This window comes from Komagataeibacter rhaeticus (assembly GCF_003207855.1).
Lineage (GTDB): Bacteria > Pseudomonadota > Alphaproteobacteria > Acetobacterales > Acetobacteraceae > Komagataeibacter > Komagataeibacter rhaeticus.
On the sequence record NZ_NKTZ01000006.1, the window covers coordinates 58555 to 75212 of the forward strand.

At 65.2% G+C, this 16658-nt stretch carries 19 protein-coding genes and 1 tRNA gene; 15 read left to right on the forward strand and 5 right to left on the reverse strand.

Features of this window, described 5'->3' with window-relative positions:
* Together cobS and CFR78_RS08290 are read right to left on the reverse strand one after the other, a co-directional pair.
* Window positions 1-1026 carry a cobaltochelatase subunit CobS gene (gene cobS, locus CFR78_RS08285; protein WP_007400558.1) on the reverse strand — a complete coding sequence of 342 codons (1026 nt, stop codon included), beginning with the start codon at window positions 1024-1026 and terminating at the stop codon, window positions 1-3.
* Window positions 1027-1152: 126 nt separating this feature from the next.
* Window positions 1153-1779 (reverse strand): J domain-containing protein, encoded by a 627-nt coding sequence (locus CFR78_RS08290; protein WP_007400557.1) that lies wholly within the window; start codon window positions 1777-1779, stop codon window positions 1153-1155.
* Between the two features lie 79 nt (window positions 1780-1858).
* Here CFR78_RS08290 and CFR78_RS08295 point away from each other — a divergent pair, with 79 nt between their 5' ends.
* Window positions 1859-2173, forward strand: a complete 315-nt coding sequence (locus tag CFR78_RS08295; RefSeq protein WP_007400556.1) for a BolA family protein — start codon at window positions 1859-1861, stop codon at window positions 2171-2173.
* Window positions 2170-2793, forward strand: a complete 624-nt coding sequence (locus tag CFR78_RS08300; protein WP_034928323.1) for a LolA family protein — start codon at window positions 2170-2172, stop codon at window positions 2791-2793. Before CFR78_RS08295 ends, CFR78_RS08300 begins: the two co-directional genes overlap by 4 nt.
* Before the next feature lie 21 nt (window positions 2794-2814).
* Here the strand turns inward: CFR78_RS08300 and lipB are convergent, their stop codons facing one another.
* Window positions 2815-3507: a lipoyl(octanoyl) transferase LipB gene (lipB, locus tag CFR78_RS08305; RefSeq protein ID WP_034928320.1), complete on the reverse strand. Its 693-nt coding sequence runs from the start codon at window positions 3505-3507 to the stop codon at window positions 2815-2817.
* Between the two features lie 60 nt (window positions 3508-3567).
* On the opposite strand from lipB, the gene CFR78_RS08310 reads away from it, so the two are divergent.
* The 5 genes from CFR78_RS08310 to moaA all read left to right on the forward strand — a co-directional run bounded on the left by CFR78_RS08310 (window position 3568) and on the right by moaA (window position 7829).
* Window positions 3568-3653: transfer RNA gene (locus tag CFR78_RS08310), tRNA-Leu, on the forward strand.
* 449 nt (window positions 3654-4102) lie between these two features.
* Entirely contained in the window at window positions 4103-4972 is an 870-nt protein-coding gene (gene galU / locus CFR78_RS08320; RefSeq protein ID WP_034928315.1) for a UTP--glucose-1-phosphate uridylyltransferase GalU, read from the forward strand.
* Window positions 4969-6375, forward strand: coding sequence for a phosphoglucomutase/phosphomannomutase PgmG (gene pgmG / locus CFR78_RS08325; RefSeq protein ID WP_034928313.1), 1407 nt, complete (start codon window positions 4969-4971; stop codon window positions 6373-6375). The genes galU and pgmG overlap by 4 nt, the downstream gene beginning before the upstream one ends.
* 203 nt (window positions 6376-6578) lie before the next feature.
* Window positions 6579-6800: a DUF3553 domain-containing protein gene (locus CFR78_RS08330; protein ID WP_050800823.1), complete on the forward strand. Its 222-nt coding sequence runs from the start codon at window positions 6579-6581 to the stop codon at window positions 6798-6800.
* Window positions 6801-6809: 9 nt separating this feature from the next.
* Entirely contained in the window at window positions 6810-7829 is a 1020-nt protein-coding gene (moaA, locus tag CFR78_RS08335) for a GTP 3',8-cyclase MoaA (RefSeq protein ID WP_034928310.1), read from the forward strand.
* Here the strand turns inward: moaA and CFR78_RS08340 are convergent.
* Entirely contained in the window at window positions 7816-8763 is a 948-nt protein-coding gene (locus tag CFR78_RS08340) for a methyltransferase domain-containing protein (protein WP_084149611.1), read from the reverse strand. The genes moaA and CFR78_RS08340 overlap by 14 nt on opposite strands.
* Between CFR78_RS08340 and CFR78_RS08345 the strand changes: the two genes are divergently transcribed.
* The 5 genes from CFR78_RS08345 to CFR78_RS08365 all read left to right on the forward strand — a co-directional run bounded on the left by CFR78_RS08345 (window position 8762) and on the right by CFR78_RS08365 (window position 12204).
* Window positions 8762-9529, forward strand: coding sequence for a ComF family protein (locus CFR78_RS08345; RefSeq protein WP_051672018.1), 768 nt, complete (start codon window positions 8762-8764; stop codon window positions 9527-9529). The two genes, CFR78_RS08340 and CFR78_RS08345, sit on opposite strands and share 2 nt — an antisense overlap.
* A 66-nt stretch (window positions 9530-9595) precedes the next feature.
* On the forward strand, window positions 9596-9856 hold the full coding sequence (gene grxC / locus CFR78_RS08350) for a glutaredoxin 3 (protein WP_007400545.1): 261 nt from the start codon (window positions 9596-9598) through the stop codon (window positions 9854-9856).
* Window positions 9857-9878: 22 nt separating this feature from the next.
* Window positions 9879-10337, forward strand: a complete 459-nt coding sequence (locus CFR78_RS08355; protein WP_007400544.1) for a DUF1178 family protein — start codon at window positions 9879-9881, stop codon at window positions 10335-10337.
* A gap of 69 nt (window positions 10338-10406) precedes the next feature.
* Complete coding sequence (locus CFR78_RS08360; RefSeq protein WP_007400543.1) at window positions 10407-10928, forward strand: DUF2147 domain-containing protein; 522 nt, start codon at window positions 10407-10409, stop codon at window positions 10926-10928.
* A gap of 46 nt (window positions 10929-10974) precedes the next feature.
* Window positions 10975-12204, forward strand: a complete 1230-nt coding sequence (locus CFR78_RS08365) for a lactonase family protein (protein ID WP_007400542.1) — start codon at window positions 10975-10977, stop codon at window positions 12202-12204.
* 27 nt (window positions 12205-12231) lie between these two features.
* On the opposite strand, the gene ubiG is transcribed toward CFR78_RS08365, so the two are convergent.
* Window positions 12232-12981, reverse strand: coding sequence for a bifunctional 2-polyprenyl-6-hydroxyphenol methylase/3-demethylubiquinol 3-O-methyltransferase UbiG (gene ubiG / locus CFR78_RS08370; RefSeq protein ID WP_034928308.1), 750 nt, complete (start codon window positions 12979-12981; stop codon window positions 12232-12234).
* A gap of 159 nt (window positions 12982-13140) precedes the next feature.
* On the opposite strand from ubiG, the gene CFR78_RS08375 reads away from it, so the two are divergent.
* Genes CFR78_RS08375 through CFR78_RS08385 form a run of 3 tightly spaced genes read left to right on the forward strand, consistent with a single transcriptional unit; the run spans window position 13141 to window position 16654 of the window.
* Window positions 13141-14394 carry an aspartate kinase gene (locus CFR78_RS08375; RefSeq protein WP_007400539.1) on the forward strand — a complete coding sequence of 418 codons (1254 nt, stop codon included), beginning with the start codon at window positions 13141-13143 and terminating at the stop codon, window positions 14392-14394.
* An 11-nt stretch (window positions 14395-14405) separates the two neighbouring features.
* Window positions 14406-15479 carry an NAD(P)H-dependent flavin oxidoreductase gene (locus tag CFR78_RS08380; protein ID WP_110581083.1) on the forward strand — a complete coding sequence of 358 codons (1074 nt, stop codon included), beginning with the start codon at window positions 14406-14408 and terminating at the stop codon, window positions 15477-15479.
* Entirely contained in the window at window positions 15476-16654 is a 1179-nt protein-coding gene (locus tag CFR78_RS08385; RefSeq protein ID WP_034928302.1) for a helix-turn-helix domain-containing protein, read from the forward strand. Before CFR78_RS08380 ends, CFR78_RS08385 begins: the two co-directional genes overlap by 4 nt.
* Window positions 16655-16658: the final 4 nt, after the last annotated feature.

Consider the following 16658-nt stretch of genomic DNA (forward strand, 5'->3'; position numbering starts at 1 on the left):
TCAACCCCGGGGTGCCAGCGGGCTGGCGTTGAAGCAGCGCTGGTAATATTCCGCCACCGTGGGGCGTTCGGCCTCGTCGCACTTGTTAAGGAAGGTAACGCGGAAGGCGAAGGCAAGATCTTTGAAAATCTCGAAATTCTGCGCCCAGCTGATCACCGTGCGCGGTGACATAACGGTGGAGATGTCCCCCGCGATGAAGCCCGAGCGCGTCAGGTCCGCCAGCGCCACCATGCTTTCCACCCGCCTGCGCCCGGCCTCGTCCTTTTTGGGGTCGATGCCCATCTTGGCCAGCACGATGGCGGTTTCCTGCGCGTGGGGCAGGTAGTTCAGCGTGGTCACGATGTTCCAGCGGTCCATCTGGCCCTGATTGATCTGCTGGGTGCCGTGATACAGCCCGGTCGTATCGCCCAGGCCCACGGTATTGGCGGTGGCGAACAGGCGGAAGAAGGGATGGGGGCGGATGACACGGTTCTGGTCCAGCAGCGTCAGGTGGCCCTCCACCTCCAGCACGCGCTGGATGACGAACATGACGTCCGGGCGGCCGGCATCGTATTCATCGAATACCAGCGCGCAGGGATGCTGCAGGCCCCAGGGCAGCAGCCCTTCGCGGAATTCGGTGATCTGCTTGCCATCCTTCAGCACGATCGCATCCTTGCCGATCAGGTCGATGCGCGAGATATGGCTGTCAAGGTTGATGCGCACGCTGGGCCAGTTCAGGCGCGCGGCCACCTGCTCGATATGCGATGACTTGCCCGTGCCGTGATAGCCCTGGACCATGACGCGGCGGTTGTAGGCAAACCCGGCCAGGATGGCCAGCGTGGTGTCATGGTCGAATTTATAGGAAGGATCGATTTCGGGCACATGTTCCGTGCGCACGGAAAAAGCCGGAACCTTCATGTCGCTGTCAATGCCGAACACTTCACGCGCCGAGACCTGCAGATCCGGGGCGGAGACGGCCGAAATGGCGGGAAGCGGCGTGCCGTTGGCATCCACTGCGGCAGTTGTCAGGTCTGCGGGTTCGTTCATCTGCTTTGTTCTCGTCCGTCACTTCGTCTGTTTTGGCCCGTCAGGCCAGCACGGGGCCAGCATGCCGGGCGCTGATTATAGGCATGTATGCAACCGGCCTGCCAGTGCGGCCCGCCCCACGCGCCATCAGGCGGTGCGGGCCATGTCCTCGCGCCCGGGATTGGCTGCAAGATGGGCGCGCACCGTCGCATAGGCAATGTTTATGCCCTTGAAACGTTCCTCCGCCCTGCGGTCTCCGCCATTGGCGTCGGGGTGATGGCGGCGGGCGAGGTCCTTGTACCGGGCCTTGAGTTCCTCCATCGACACGGGCCAGCCCAGATCAAGCACGCCCAGTGGATATTTGAGCGCCTGCGGGGCGTCCATCCGGCGGTCTTCCTCGTGCCTGCGGCGCGCGGCGCGTGCCCGCGCCTTTGCGGCCCCCCTGAGCAGGTCGAGGGGGTCAAGCAGGTCTTCCTCGCTGAACGTATGGGCGGCCTTGCCCTGGCCCAGCTTCCACGAGGGGCGGTTCCATGACGTATCGGCCCGGATATGGGCCTCGATCTGGCCGGGACTCATGCCACGATAATAGTCCCAGCGCGCGTTGTATTCGCGCACATGTTCCAGGCAGAACCAGAAATAACTGTTCAGCGCATCACGCGAACGCGGGGCGCGGTAGCCTGCGGGCTGGTCGCAGCCATGCATGTCGCAGCAGCGCTCCGGCGCATCCGGGTCGGGGTCAAAGGCGCGATGCCGGGTGTTCCTTCTCTTCATCATTGTCGTTATGTGCGCCTGTCCATGCTTCGTGCAAGAGCGAAGCTGTGCAATGAATGATCCCGCTATCATGGAGCCGCCAATGGAACAGCAAGCAACCGGACGGGCCGGACGGATCGATCGCATCCTGCGCGAACACCTCTCCCCCGTGGAACTGCAGATCAAGGATGACAGCGCCCGCCACGCCCATCACGTCCACATGCGCGACAATGGCGTGCAGGCGGGCGAAAGTCACTACAATGTGCTTGTGGTCAGCCCCGCATTCGAAGGCGTGGGCCGCGTCCAGCGCTCGCGCATGGTACATGACCTGCTGGCGGCGGAGTTCGCGGGGGGGATGCATGCGCTCTCCCTCGTGCTGCGCACGCCGGACGAACAGGCACGGATGGCGGTGGCATGAAGCCCGCTTTCCCCTTCGCCACGCGGCGGCTGATGATGGGCGGGCTGCTGACCCTGCTGGCCGCCTGCGCCGGCGTGCCCGGACAGACACCCGACCAGCGCGGCGACATCGCGCGCGTCGAGACCTATCTGAACACATCCCGCGGGCTGCAGGCCGGTTTTGTCCAGACCTGGCCCGATGGCGGCAAGGGGGAGGGGATGCTGCACTATGATCCCGGCCGCCTGCGGCTGGACTATACCACGCCGGGGGCCATGAAGCTGGTCGCGGCGAATGGTCACCTGCTGTTTGTGGACCACCGGCGCGAATCGGTGACCCGCATGTCACTGGGCCATCAGCCGCTGGGGCTGATCCTGGAGCAGCCGGTCCATCTGTCGGGCCAGATCGTGGTGACGGCGGTACAGCATGGCACGAACAGCCTGCAGGTCTCGCTTGCCCGGTCCGACAGTCCCTCGCAGGGGATTCTTACACTCGGCTTTTCCGATATCGGGGGCACGCTGTCGCTTCTGGTCATCGAGATGACGGATGTGGAACGCCAGCACATCCGCCTGGACCTGACGGACGCAACCGCCAGCGGCCAGCCCTGGCCTGACGCGATGTTTACCCTCTCCGCCAGCAATTAGGCGTGAGGCCGGTGCGCGGGGTCATTCCCGCGCACCGGGAATCGGGCCGAAGCACTCCGGCCAGGTCGCGGCCAGTGCCACATCCACCTCCGCCATCGTGGGGTGCCTGCCCAGCTTCGCCAGGCTGGTCACGCCGTAATCGCTGATGCCACAGGGCACGATACCGCCAAAATCGGTCAGGTCCGGCGCCACGTTGAGCGCCACCCCATGCCAGCTGACCCAGCGCGACACGCGCACGCCAATGGCCGCCACCTTTTCCTCCCGCCCCGTGGCGGGATCGACCACCCATACGCCAATACGGTCGGCCCGGCGCTCACCCGCCACGTCAAAGCGCGCAAGCGTGCGGATCAGCCATTCCTCCAGCCCGTGCACATAGGCCCGCAGGTCGCGCGCCGGCACCATGCCATGGGGCTTCGCCAGGTCCAGCATGGCATAGGCCACCCGCTGGCCGGGACCGTGATAGGTCCACTGCCCACCCCGCCCGGCGGGATAGGTGGGATAGCCACGCGGATTGAACAGGTCCGATTCCTTTGCCGACGTGCCAGCGGTATAGGTGGGGGGATGTTCCAGCAGCCAGACGCGCTCAGGCAGCGTTCCTTCACGGATTCCGCGGGCCTGTGCCTCCATTTCCGCCAGTGCGGCGGGATAGGGAACCAGATCTGGCGCCTTATGCCATAAAAACTCGTTTTCAGTCATTGCCCGCGCGCCTTCCATCGGTTATACGCCCCTTCATCGTCATGACGGTATCGCCCAGTCGATCATCGTTGTCACGTTGCGGCCATGGCGGAATGGTAGACGCGCAAGCTTGAGGTGCTTGTGGGGGCAACCCCGTGGAAGTTCGAGTCTTCTTGGCCGCACCAACCTGATTTCCTGAAAATATGATGACAATGCCTCTTCCCCGGATGGGGAAGCCCGATGGCCTTGCCGCGCGTCATGCCGTCTGGCTGGCCGGATACACGGAAAACAGGCCCGGCGCGCGCATATCTGCCTGCCAGGACACGCAATTCACGGACGGGGCGGAACCGGCGTCACAAAAAAGCCATGATCCTTTCCCACAAAATGCCTGTCTTGCCCCAAGGCGCGTGAAAAACCGCACATGACATTCCATGCATGGAATTGTTACAAAAAGTTGAAACCACGACAACGGAAGCTGTCGTCGGGGAAGAATCTTGATTTAAGTCATATCTGGTCCTGATGAAGCACGCTACATCCTTGCCCTCTGGCAACAGCCCGCTGCCTGTTTTCGTATTGAAAACCAGACGATTGGGGCGGTTGCCTGTTCCTGTCATGCATCTTGAGGTAAATATTAGTGATTAAGCCCCTTAAAAAAGCCGTATTGCCGGTTGCCGGTCTTGGAACACGCTTCCTGCCCGCCACGAAGTGCGTGCCCAAGGAAATGCTGACCGTCGTTGACCGTCCGCTCATCCAGTATGCGATTGATGAGGCACGCGAAGCCGGGATCGAGGAATTCTGCCTCGTTTCCAGCCGGGGCAAGGATTCCCTGATCGATTATTTCGATATTTCCTACGAACTGGAAGACACGCTGAAGGCCCGCAAGAAGGCATCGGCGCTGAAGGCACTGGAAGCGACCCGCGTTACCCCGGGTTCCATGCTGTCCGTCCGCCAGCAGGAGCCGCTGGGCCTGGGCCATGCCATCTGGTGTGCGCGTGAGTTCATCGGCAACGACCCGTTTGCCATCCTGCTGCCCGATGACGTGGTGCAGAGCAAGAAGTCGTGCATCGGCCAGCTGGTCGAAGTGTATAACAAGACCGGCGGCAACGTGCTGGCCGTGACCGAAGTGCCGCGTGAGCAGACCGGCAGCTACGGCATTCTGGATATCGGCAAGGATGACGGCAAGACCGTCGAGGTCAAGGGCCTGGTCGAGAAGCCCGATCCGAAGGACGCGCCCTCCACCCTGTCCGTGATCGGCCGCTACGTGCTGACGGCGGATGTGCTCAAGCACCTTGCCAAGCTGGAAAAGGGTGCCGGTGGTGAAGTCCAGCTGACGGATGCCATGGCCAAGACCATCGGGCATGTGCCGTTCCATGGTTACCGCTACGAAGGCAAGCGCTTCGACTGCGGCAGCAAGGTCGGCTTCCTGGAAGCCCAGATCGCCTTTGCGCTGGAGCGCGAGGAACTGGCTGGCGACGTGCGGGAATTCCTGAAAAAGTATAAATGACCTTCCGGCATCGGTTCGACCCCACAACCCTGCGGGAGTACGATATCCGCGGGATTGTGGGAAAGACCCTTGGCCCGGAAGATGCCCATGCCATCGGCCGCACGTTCGCAAGCCTGGTGGCACGGGCAGGGGGCAGGCGCCTTGTCATTGGCCATGACGGTCGGCTTTCGTCTCCGTCCCTCGAGCACGTGCTTGTGGAGGGCGCGATGGCGTCCGGCATGGCGGTGCAGCGCATTGGCTGCGGGCCGACGCCGATGCTGTATTTTGCCGCGATTGCCCTGGGGGCGGACGCGGCGGTCATGGTTACGGGCAGCCATAACCCGCCGGACTACAACGGCTTCAAGATGGTGCGCGCCAACAGGCCATTCTTTGGCGCGCAGATCAGGGAACTGGGGCGGCTGTCCGCTGCGGGCGATGTCATTCCCCATCGCTCCGGCACCGTGCGGGACGTGGACATAAGGCCCGCTTATGTCACGCGCCTGCTGCGCGACCAGGGCAGTGGTCCGCGCCCGCTGAAGGTGGTGTGGGACAATGCCAATAGTGCGGCAGGGGATGTCCTGTCCATGCTGGTGGCACGACTGCCCGGCACGCACCATATCCTTAATGGTGATATTGACGGTCATTTCCCCGCCCATCACCCCGACCCCACCATACCCGCCAACATGCGCCAGCTTGCCGCTGCGGTACGGGCGGAGAAGGCGGATATCGGCCTGGCCTTTGATGGCGATGCCGACCGGCTTGGCGTGGTGGATGAGACCGGCACCATCATCTGGGCCGACCAGTTGCTGGTGCTTCTGGCGCGTGACGTGCTGCGTACACGCCCAGGGGCCACGATCATTGCCGATGTCAAGGCAAGCCAGATCCTGTTTGACGAGATAGCCCGTGCCGGCGGCACGCCGCTCATGTGGAAATCAGGCCATTCCCCCATAAAGACCAGGATGGCGGAAACGGATGCCCCGCTGGCGGGCGAGATGTCGGGCCACTTCTTTTTTGCAGATCACTGGTATGGATTTGATGACGCGCTGTATGCGGCCGTCCGCGTGCTGGAGATGGTCAGCCATCTCAAAACCCCGCTTTCGGCCCTGCGCACGGCGCTGCCTGCCCGCGTTTCCACGCCCGAACTGCGGTTTGACTGCCCGGAATCACGCAAATTCGCCGTGATTGCGGAAGTGGCGGCCCGGCTGGAAAAAACCGGGGCCACGGTCTGCGCCATTGATGGCGTGCGTGTCTCGACGCCGGATGGGTGGTGGCTGCTGCGTGCCTCCAACACGCAGGCGGCGCTGACAGCCCGGGCGGAAGGAACAACGGGGACGGCGCTGGCACGCCTGCAGGCGGAACTATGCGCCCAGCTTGCGCAATCCGGCATTGCCGCGCCCGATTTTACCGGGGCGGGAAACGACTGATAAGCAGTAAAAGGTTCCGGGCACTGCCTGTGTTCGGGAAGGCAGGACGTCCTGAATCCTTAAAAAAAGCCCCGTCAGAAACATCTGTTGAATTTGCAGCGTGCTTCATGGACCGACCCGGAAGGATGGGCACAGGGGGCCGCATGCGGTTTTTTTGTTGTGTGGCGGCCAAGGGGGTTTAATAAGACCCTGACCGGTCCGATATGCCGGTCATGAACCCCATGCAGGAACCGTGCAGCATAATGGCCCAACCTCCTTTCCGTTCCTTTCTTGTGCCGGGGCAGCCTGTCAGCCATCCCGACCACCCGGAATGGGGCGAGGGCGTGGTACAGTCCGCCGTCGGGCACCGGGTTACGGTCATGTTCCCCCATGCGGGCAAGGTGGTGGTGAACGCCACGGTCGTGCACCTGACCGAACTGTCATAGGGGCGCCGAATGGACCATACCCCGCTACCCGATTCCTACGGCCGGCTGCTGACCTATCTGCGCGTATCGGTCACGGACCGGTGCGACATGCGCTGCATCTACTGCATGGCGGAAGACATGACCTTCCTGCCAAAGGCCGAAATCCTGTCCCTTACGGAACTGGAGCGGCTGTGCGCCGCCTTCATCCGCCACGGCGTGCGCAGACTGCGGATCACGGGGGGGGAGCCGCTGGTGCGGCGCGATGTGATGGCCTTCTTCCGTGAGATGGGACAGTGGCTTGGCCGCCCTGGCGGCCAGCCGGGACTGGATGAACTGACACTGACCACCAATGCAAGCAGGCTGGCGGCGTTTGCCGAGAACCTTCGTGCCTGTGGCGTGCAGCGCATCAATGTCAGCCTTGATTCACTTGATCCCGCCCGTTTCGCCCGCATAACCCGGCGCGGCAACCTGTCCCGCACGCTTGATGGCATCCGTGCGGCACGCGAAGCCGGACTGGCCCTGCGCATCAACACCGTAGCCATGGCAGGCGTGAACGATGATGAATTCGACAGCCTGATTGCCTGGTGTGGTGAAATTGGCGCGGATCTGTGCCTGATCGAGACCATGCCCATGGGCGAGACGGGAGAGGACCGGACGGATTACTACCTGCCCCTGTCCGGCGTGCGTCGCGGTCTTGAACAGCGCTGGACGCTGGAACCGGTCCCCTACCGCACCGGCGGCCCCGCGCGCTATGCCCGCATTGCCCAGACCGGGCGGCGGATCGGTTTCATCACGCCCATGACGCATAATTTCTGTGAAAGCTGCAACCGCGTACGGCTGTCATGCACCGGCAGGCTGTATACCTGCCTGGGCCATGAGGGCTCGACCGACCTGCGCGCGCCATTACGGGCGGGTACGGATGATGCGGGCATGATGGATCATGTCCGCGCCGCCATCCTGCGCAAGCCGCGCGGGCATGACTTCCTGATCGGCCGCAGCGCGGATGATCCGGCCCGCGTGACGCGCCACATGAGCGTTACCGGCGGCTGAAGGCGGCATCATGCCATGTTTCCCCACGCAGCGCATCCTCCAGACTGGTCGTGAACTGTCCCGGCCGCAGGGGTTGCGGCTGGGTGGGGGCAGGGGACCAGCCGGTCATCATCGCCACATGCAGGTCCTGCATCAGGCTGCCATCGGGTTCCAGCGGCAGGCGGGCCAGCGCATCGGCCAGCAGGGCGGGATGGGTCAGGCCACGGGCGCGCTGGCACAGGGCATTGGTCTCTCCCCCATGGCGCAGGTCGGCCAGCAGGCCCATGGGGGTGCGGTACGACAGATGGATCACATCCGAATCCGCCACCGGCAGCGCAAATCCCGCGCGCTGGAGCAGGCCCGCACAGTCACGCAGTCCCGGAAAGGGCGAAATACGGGGAGAAACCCCGCCCCGCCGCGCCATCTCGGCTTCCAGCAGCGCATGGCGCAGGCCGCCCAGCGTGGGCAGCACCGGCATGCAGGCCAGGAACAGACCATCGGGCACCAGTATGCGCCGCACCTGCGCCAGCAGCCCGGGCAAGTCATTGACCCAGTGCAGCGAGAGACAGGCCACCACCAGATCGAAACTGTGGGGGGCAAAGGGCAGCCATTCCCCATCCATGCACACGGCGGGACCATCATCCCGTCCGCACAGATCCGGGGAAAGATCACCCGCCACGGTAGCGATGCCCCGCGCCCGCAGCGCAGGCGCCACCACGCCCCGCCCACCGATATCCAGCGCCGTGCCGAAGCCACGGGTCACGTCATCCAGCCGGTCCAGCAGCCGCGCCGCCGCTTCCGCCAAGACGGGGCGCACATCAGCCATGTGGGTCGCGGCACGATCGCGGTGCAGGCGCACGGCATGGCGGTCGAATATCTGCGGCACCTCGGGGTTCATGTTCTCCATGTGCGCCACCCGTCCGGTGCTGCCAAGCCTACGATCGTGTGAACGCATGACCCTCCGTCCTTCCTTCCCGCCATGGCGGCGAGCCGCGAGACAGGTGCTTGACGTGCTTTTCCCGCCTCGTTGCGCGGGCTGCGGGGATGACGTGGCGCAGACGGCCCATCTGTGCGCCACCTGTGTCAGCCAGCTCCATCTGATCACCGCCCCGTTCTGCCATTGCTGCGCGATGCCTTTCACCTCACGCGCGGCAGGAGGGCCGGATCTGACCTGCGTCGCATGCCGCGAGAACCCGCCACCATGGCGCGAAGCACGGGCCGCCATGGTGTATGACGATACGCCACGCACCCTGATCCTGCCGCTCAAATATGCCGACCGCACTGAAAACGCGGCGCTGCTTGCCCGTTACATGGCAGGGGCGGCCTCGGGCCTGATCGGCCCGGACTGCGTGCTGGTACCGGTCCCGCTGCACCGTTTGCGGCTGTTCAGCCGCCGCTACAACCAGGCGGCCCTGCTGGCACGCGCGCTGGGCCGCCTGACCGGCGCGGCGGTCATCATCGACGGGCTGGAGCGCCCGCGTGCCACGCGCCCGCTTGAAGGGCTTGGCCGGGCGGCCCGCCACGCCCGCATGCACGGCGCGGTTGGCGTGCGGGCCTACCGTCAGGCCGCCATACAGGGGCGGCACATGATTGTCGTCGACGATGTCATGACGACCGGCGCCACCCTTGCCGCCTGCACCCGCGCCCTGCTGGCGGCCGGGGCCGGGCGGGTCGATGTGCTTGCCGCGGCGCGTGCCTGTGGCCAGCACGAACAACAATAGGATAAGCTGCACACCGGCCACCCGCCCGGCAACGCGCGGATACGACAACAACGAAGTGAAGGTTCAATGCCCGCTATCGACATCTATACCCAGCCCGGCTGCCCCTACTGCATCCGCGCGGTTCGCCTGCTGGCGCAAAAGGGCGTCCCTTTCAACGAGATCAACGCCCCGCACGGCACGCCCGAACGCGCGGAGTCCATCCGCCGCTCCGGTGGCCGCACCACCGTGCCGCAGATCTTCGTCGACGGCACGCCCGTCGGGGGCTGTGATGACCTGATGGCGCTGGAACGCGCGGGCAAGCTGGACAGCCTGCTGGCCGCGGGCTGACCGGCACAGGGGTGGAGGGCGCATGATCCGGTATCAGCTGCGCTGCGGCGCAGGACATGAATTCGAGGGATGGTTCCCCGGCAGCAGCGCGTTCGAGCGGCAGGCGGCCGATGGCCTGCTGTGCTGCCCGCAATGCGGAACGCATGACGTGACCCGTGCCCTGATGGCCCCTGCGGTCCATACCGCCCCGGCCCCCGCGCGGGCGGAAGCCGTACCACCACCCGCCGCCACGCCACCCGGCCATGCGCCGGGGGCGGTGCCTGACGCCGTGATCGCTCTGTTACAGAAAATGCGCCAGACGGTGGAAACACATTGTGACGACGTGGGCGACCGCTTTGCCCAGGAAGCGCTGGACATGCACCGGGGCACGCGCGAAGCCCGTGGCATATACGGCAGCATGACCGCAGAGGAACAGGCCGAACTGGATGAAGAGGGCGTGGAAGTGCACGCCATACCCTGGGTCCGGCGGGCCGATAGCTAGACGAACACGCAAGCGCGCGGCCCGGGCCCACCCCGCCCGGTCCCGCGCCATGTCGGGGAATGATTTGATATGCAGGACAGCAAAAGGGACAACCCCCCAGGCCACACCGGCATCCGCCCGGTGCCGCGCCAGGTACGGCGTGCGGGGGCCGCGCTGTGCGCGATGGCGATGATGCTTGCCCCCCTGGCCATGCCCGCCGCCAGCCACGCCCGGGCCGCCGAGCCGGACATCATCGGCCGGTGGATGACAAAGGACCATGACGGGGTGTTCGAGATTTCCCATTGCGGGCAGGAAATCTGCGGTCATCTGGTGGGCCTGCGCTACGAGACCGAAATGCCGCGCGACAAACGCGGAGAGGTGGAATGCAACCTGCCCATGCTGAACGGCTTTACGCCCGATGCCGATACGCCCGGCCACTGGAACGGGCGCGTGACCGACCCCGATACGGGGCATGTCTATCATGCCAAGCTCTGGGTTTCACAGTCTGGTGACCTGAAGCTGCGCGGCTTCGTGGCCGTACCCTTATTTGGTGAAACGGAAACCTGGAGCCGCTATACCGGAACCATCGGCCCGGCCTGCAAACTGCCCTGAAGGCCCAAAAAGACAATCCCCGACCAATGAGGATACCCCTGATTCCATGAGCAGCACCATCTCCCGCCGCGCCTTTGCCGCAACCCTGGCCGCAGCCGGCGTGCCCGTCCTGTCGCGCCGCGCGGTGGCCCAGATCGCGGCCAAGCCGCGCATCATCTGTTACATCGGTGGCTACACCCAGCACGGGCCACCGGGCGGGGCCGGCAACGGACAGGGGATTTCCGTGTTTGAAATGAACCCCGATACAAGCAGCCTTTCGCCGCTCATGACCTATGTGGACATCGCCAGTCCCTCGTTCATGGCCATGTCGGCCGATTTCAGGCACCTGTATGCCCTGAGCGAGATCAATGATTTCAACGCCAGCGGGGAAGGCTGCGTGACCGCGTTCTCCGTCAACCGCTCCAGCGGGGAGCTGACCAAGCTCAACGTCGTGCGCTCCGGCGGGGCGGTGCCCGCGCATCTGAGCGTGCATGCCTCGGGCAGATACGTGCTGGTGGCCAACTACATGGGTGGCACGGTTGGCGTGCTGCCCATCCACCCCGACGGCAGTCTGGGTGACCCGACCGACGTGGTGCACAACACAGGCCCCCGCATGCCGGACCGCGCGGCGGACAATCCGCCGGGCAACTTCGCCATAAGCGACCATTCCAGTTCGCATGTGCACATGGTGGCATCCGACCCGTCCGGGCGGTTCGTGCTGGCGTGCGACGCGGGGCTGGACCGGGTGTATGTCTGGACGCTCGACCTGCATACCGGACGGCTCGTACCCGCCAAGATCCCGTTCATTCCCATGACGCCGGGCTCGGCACCCCGTCATTTCTCGTTCAACGAGAAGGGAACGATGATCTATATCCTGGGCGAGCAGGATTCAAAGGTGGTGGCCGCCAGCTTCAACCCCCAGACCGGCGAGATCGTACCCCAGCAGACCGTGAGTACGGTTACGCCGCATTTCCGGGGCAGCACGCTGGCCGCGGGCATCCTGCTCTCGCCCAATGGCAAATACCTGTATGTCTCGAACCGGCTGGGTGATTCGCTGGCCAGCTTCCATGTGAATGACGATGGCACGCTGAACCTGGTGGAAGAAATCTGGATGCATGCCGATTACGGGCGCGCGATGATGTTCGACCCCAGTGGCAACTTCCTGTTCTGCGCCAACCAGCGCAGCGATTCCGTGACCTCCTTCAAGGTCAATGCCCAGACCGGGGTGCTGGACTTCACATGGAACTTCACCCCCGTGGGCAGCCCGACCACCTTCGCGTTCATGAACACGATCTGAAGGCGCGCAGGCACTGGTGCGCGGCCTCTAGTCGCGCACCAGTGCGGCAAGATAGTTTACCGCAAGGTCCCGGCTCTCGCGCCAGCCACCAAGTGTCGGCACCATGCCCGCGATGTCGGTAATGCGCAGCCCCGCCTGGGCCGCGTACTGCCCCAGTTCGGCCGGGGTAATGAACTTGCGCCAGTCATGCGTGCCAACCGGCAGCAGGCGCAGCACGTATTCCGCCCCGATCTTGGCCATGGCCATGGAGCGCCATGTGCGGTTCATGGTAGACACGACCATCGCGCCGCCCGGCCGCAGCAGGGACGCCAGCATGCGCAGGAAGGCGGCGGGATCGGTGACATGCTCGATCACTTCCAGCGCGGAAATCGCATCGAAGCGCGCCCCTTCCGCCACCAGGGCCTCCGCACTGGCGCAGCGATAGGCAAGGGGGCCTGCGGATGCGGGCAGGGGATGCTGGCGCAGGTGCAGGCGGCCTGCCGTAATCGCGGCCTGTGCGGCATCCAGCCCCGTCACATCATAGCCCGCGCGCGCGAAGGCCTCGCTCGCAAGGCCCGCGCCACAGCCCATATCCAGCAGCCTGCGCCGCGTGCCGTCAGCGGCCACGGGGGCGGGCAGGTGGCGCAGGCTCCAGCCCGTGCGCAGGTCGTTCATGGCATGGAGCGGGCGCATGGGGCCTGCCGGGTCCCACCAGCGGGCGGCAAGGCTGCTGAAATGGGCGATCTCTTCCGGGGCGACCGAATCTGCCGACACAACGGGCGAATCGTGATTCTGCATGGGTGCACCGCCTTTCATTTGGCTTTCTCCCGCTGGACGCGGAAGCTGGGGAGATGTATGTGACGCGGCTTGCACATAACCGCAATGCCCCGCTTTGGCCAACAGGCCCCCGGCCGGGACGCGTTGCGGCCCCGTAGCCTTTATGGAGCCATTATTCCGATGTCCCCTACCGTACCACGGATCGTGATGAAATTCGGTGGCACCTCCGTCGCCGACCTGGACCGGATTCGCGCCGTGGCGGAAAAAGTCAAGAAACAGGTCGACGCCGGGTGCGAGGTGGCTGTGGTCGTTTCCGCCATGTCGGGCGTGACCAACCGCCTTGTCGGCTACTGCCGCGACCTCTCGCCCACGCATGATGAACGCGAATACGATACGGTCGTTGCAACGGGCGAGCAGGTGACAAGCGGCCTGCTGGCCATAGCCCTGCAAAATCTGGGCGTGAACGCGCGCTCGTGGCTGGGCTGGCAGATTCCGCTGCGCACGGATGATGCCCACGGCAAGGCGCGGATCGTGTCGATTGACGGCGGGGACCTGATCAGCAGCATGCAGGCGGGGCAGGTGCCCGTCGTGGCCGGTTTCCAGGGGATCGGGCCGGACGGACGCATCACCACGCTGGGGCGTGGGGGGTCCGATACATCGGCCGTGGCGCTGGCGGCGGCGCTGAAGGCGGATCGCTGCGACATCTACACCGACGTGGACGGCATATATACAACCGACCCCCGTATTGTTACCAAGGCCCGTAAGCTCGACCGGATCACGTACGAGGAAATGCTTGAACTCGCATCGGTCGGGGCCAAGGTACTCCAGACGCGCAGCGTGGAACTGGCCATGAAGGAGCGCGTGCGGGTACAGGTACTTTCCAGTTTTGCCGATGGCCCGGCGCCATCCGAGGGGCATCTGCCCGGTTCAATAGTTGTGGATGAGGACGAAATCGTGGAACAGGAACAGGTCGCCGGAATCGCCTACTCCCGGGACGAGGCCAAGATTTCCGTGCGCCAGCTGCCTGACCGCCCCGGCATCGCGGCAGGCGTGTTCGGACCGCTGGCCGATGCCAACGTGAACGTGGACATGATTGTCCAGAGCACGGGCGATGACGGCATGACCAACATGACCTTCACGGTCGGCAAGAGCGACCTGGCCCGCGCCATTTCCGTGCTGGAGGCCCACCGCGACACCACCCGTTACGCCGAGCTGCAGACCGATGACAGCGTGGTCAAGATCAGCGTGGTGGGTGTGGGCATGCGCTCGCATGCCGGCGTGGCCAGCACCATGTTCCGCACCCTGGCCGAGCGCAACATCAACGTGCAGGTCATTTCCACCAGTGAAATCAAGGTTTCCGTGCTGATTGCCGCGGAATACACCGAACTTGCGGTGCGCGCGCTGCACACCGCCTACGGGCTGGACGCGGCGTGAGCACGGCGGGCATGACCGACACCACGGCAGCCATGCTGGCCGATCCCGCCCGCCGGGCGGAAGCCCGTGCCCGGCTTGACCACCTGTGCGGGCGCGGCACGCGATTCCTGGGCAGCGAATACGCGCTGCTGGGGGGCGCGATGTCATGGGTGAGCGAGCGCAACCTTGTTTCCGCCATTTCCAACGCGGGCGGGTTTGGCGTGCTGGCCTGCGGCGCGATGGAACCCGAACGCCTGGCCGGGGAAATCGCGGCCACCCAGGCCCTGACCAGCCGCCCCTTTGGCGTCAACCTGATCACCATGCACCCACAGCTGGATGATCTGGTGCGGGTCTGCCTGGAAGCGGGCGTGACCCATATCGTGCTGGCCGGGGGCATCCCCTCCGGCCCCGTGATCCGTGCCATCAAGGATGGCGGGGCAAAGGCCATCGGCTTTGCCCCCGCACTGGTGCTGGCCAGAAGGCTGATCCGTTCGGGCATTGACGCGCTGGTGATCGAGGGATCAGAAGCGGGCGGGCATGTCGGCCCCGTGTCGCTGACCGTGCTGGCGCAGGAAATCCTGCCGCATGTGCATGACGTGCCGGTCTTTGTGGCAGGCGGGCTGGGGCGGGGGGATGCCATCCTGTCCTATCTGGAACTGGGAGCGGCGGGTGCGCAGCTTGGCACGCGCTTTGCCGCATCACGCGAAAGCATCGCGCATGAGCGCTTCAAGAAGGCGTTCATCCGCGCCAATGCACGCGACGCCGTAACGTCCGTGCAGCTTGACGAACGCTTCCCGGTCATTCCCGTGCGCGGGCTGAACAACGCGGGCACACGCGCCTTCCTGCAGCACCAGGCCGAAACGCTGCGCCGTTTCCAGTCCGGTGAACTGACAAAGGAAGCGGCCCAGCTTGATATCGAGCATTTCTGGGCTGGTTCACTGCGCCGTGCTGTGGTTGATGGAGACGTGGAGAACGGTTCCGTCATGGCCGGTCAGTCCGTCGGCATGATCACGGACGTGCAGCCGGTTGGTGAAATCATCGGCGAACTGGTCGATCAGGCGATTGATGCCCTGATCCGGCAGGAGGAGAGGGCCCGCTACGGATGACTGATGGCAAGCGCGTTTTTCGCCCCAAATCCGCACCCGATGCCACGGCGCCCGCGCCGGGCACCACGTCCGTCGCATCGGTGGGGGACATACTGCGCGCGCGGCGCGAGGAACTGGGCTGGAAACTGCCCGATGTCGCGGCCTGGCTGCGCATCCGCCTGCCTTACCTGGAAGCACTGGAAGCAGGCCGCGCCGCCGAGCTGCCGGGCAGCGCCTATGCCATCGGCTTCCTGCGAACCTATGCCAAGGCGCTGGGGCTGGAAAGCGAACAGCTGGCCGAACGCTTCAAGGTGGAAAGCCGGGGCGCGTTCACCCGCCGCTCCGAACTGACCTTTCCCATGCCACTACCCGACCGGGGGCTGCCCACGGGCGTGCTGCTGCTCTGCGGTATCGTAATTCTGGTGGGGGCCTATGTCGGCTGGTACAAGCTTAGCAGTTCCGAGGGCACCGGCAATGACACGCCCGCCCGGCTGACCCTGCCGGGCCTGTCCTCCCCCCCCACGACCGCATCGCCGCAGGTGGCCTCCATGCTGCCACCGGCTGATGAACGGCCCACGCCGCAGCCGCTCCCCCCGCAGGAGCGCGAGGCACTGACAGGCATGCCGGCCACACCCGCCACCCCGGCAGCACCGCCGCCATCCGATCCGCCCATGCCCGCGCCGGCGGCACCCACCCAGCCACTGGAAAAGATGGGAGAGGACCGCAACATGCTGGCCCAGCAGCAGGCCGCGGCCCAGCCGGCCCCGGCCGCCCCCGTCGCGGGCGACACGGTCACCCTGAATGCATCGGCAGCCACCTGGGTGCAGGTCCGCAAGCCCGGTGGGCCGGTGCTGTATGACCATGTGCTCCAGCCCGGTGAAACATGGCAGGCACCTGCCGACCAGACGGGCCTTGTGCTGACGGTTGGCAATGCCGGGGGCCTGACGCTGAGCAGTGGCGGCGTGACGACACAGCCGCTGGGCCGCAACGGGGAAGTCAGGCGCAATATCCCGCTTACGCCCGCCGCCGTGGCCGACGGGTCCGTCATGCAGGCGGCTGCGCCCGCGCCGCAGCAGCAGAATATCCACCCGCCCATGCCCTCTTCCGCCGCCATGGCACAGCCTGCCGGCACGGCGGCTACGGGAAGTGGCAATAATCTCTCGCCGCCCCTCCCGCAGCACTTCAATGCGGAGTAGGATG

Bases quoted from the DNA above. Each gene is read 5' to 3' on its own strand.
- cobS (WP_007400558.1), bottom strand. From the start codon at position 1,026: ATGAACGAACCCGCAGACCTGACAACTGCCGCAGTGGATGCCAACGGC.
- CFR78_RS08290 (WP_007400557.1), bottom strand. From the start codon at position 1,779: ATGATGAAGAGAAGGAACACCCGGCATCGCGCCTTTGACCCCGACCCG.
- CFR78_RS08295 (WP_007400556.1), top strand. From the start codon at position 1,859: ATGGAACAGCAAGCAACCGGACGGGCCGGACGGATCGATCGCATCCTG.
- CFR78_RS08300 (WP_034928323.1), top strand. From the start codon at position 2,170: ATGAAGCCCGCTTTCCCCTTCGCCACGCGGCGGCTGATGATGGGCGGG.
- lipB (WP_034928320.1), bottom strand. From the start codon at position 3,507: ATGGAAGGCGCGCGGGCAATGACTGAAAACGAGTTTTTATGGCATAAG.
- pgmG (WP_034928313.1), top strand. From the start codon at position 4,969: ATGACCTTCCGGCATCGGTTCGACCCCACAACCCTGCGGGAGTACGAT.
- CFR78_RS08330 (WP_050800823.1), top strand. From the start codon at position 6,579: ATGCCGGTCATGAACCCCATGCAGGAACCGTGCAGCATAATGGCCCAA.
- moaA (WP_034928310.1), top strand. From the start codon at position 6,810: ATGGACCATACCCCGCTACCCGATTCCTACGGCCGGCTGCTGACCTAT.
- CFR78_RS08345 (WP_051672018.1), top strand. From the start codon at position 8,762: ATGACCCTCCGTCCTTCCTTCCCGCCATGGCGGCGAGCCGCGAGACAG.
- CFR78_RS08340 (WP_084149611.1), bottom strand. From the start codon at position 8,763: ATGCGTTCACACGATCGTAGGCTTGGCAGCACCGGACGGGTGGCGCAC.
- grxC (WP_007400545.1), top strand. From the start codon at position 9,596: ATGCCCGCTATCGACATCTATACCCAGCCCGGCTGCCCCTACTGCATC.
- CFR78_RS08355 (WP_007400544.1), top strand. From the start codon at position 9,879: ATGATCCGGTATCAGCTGCGCTGCGGCGCAGGACATGAATTCGAGGGA.
- CFR78_RS08360 (WP_007400543.1), top strand. From the start codon at position 10,407: ATGCAGGACAGCAAAAGGGACAACCCCCCAGGCCACACCGGCATCCGC.
- CFR78_RS08365 (WP_007400542.1), top strand. From the start codon at position 10,975: ATGAGCAGCACCATCTCCCGCCGCGCCTTTGCCGCAACCCTGGCCGCA.
- ubiG (WP_034928308.1), bottom strand. From the start codon at position 12,981: ATGCAGAATCACGATTCGCCCGTTGTGTCGGCAGATTCGGTCGCCCCG.
- CFR78_RS08375 (WP_007400539.1), top strand. From the start codon at position 13,141: ATGTCCCCTACCGTACCACGGATCGTGATGAAATTCGGTGGCACCTCC.
- CFR78_RS08380 (WP_110581083.1), top strand. From the start codon at position 14,406: ATGACCGACACCACGGCAGCCATGCTGGCCGATCCCGCCCGCCGGGCG.
- CFR78_RS08385 (WP_034928302.1), top strand. From the start codon at position 15,476: ATGACTGATGGCAAGCGCGTTTTTCGCCCCAAATCCGCACCCGATGCC.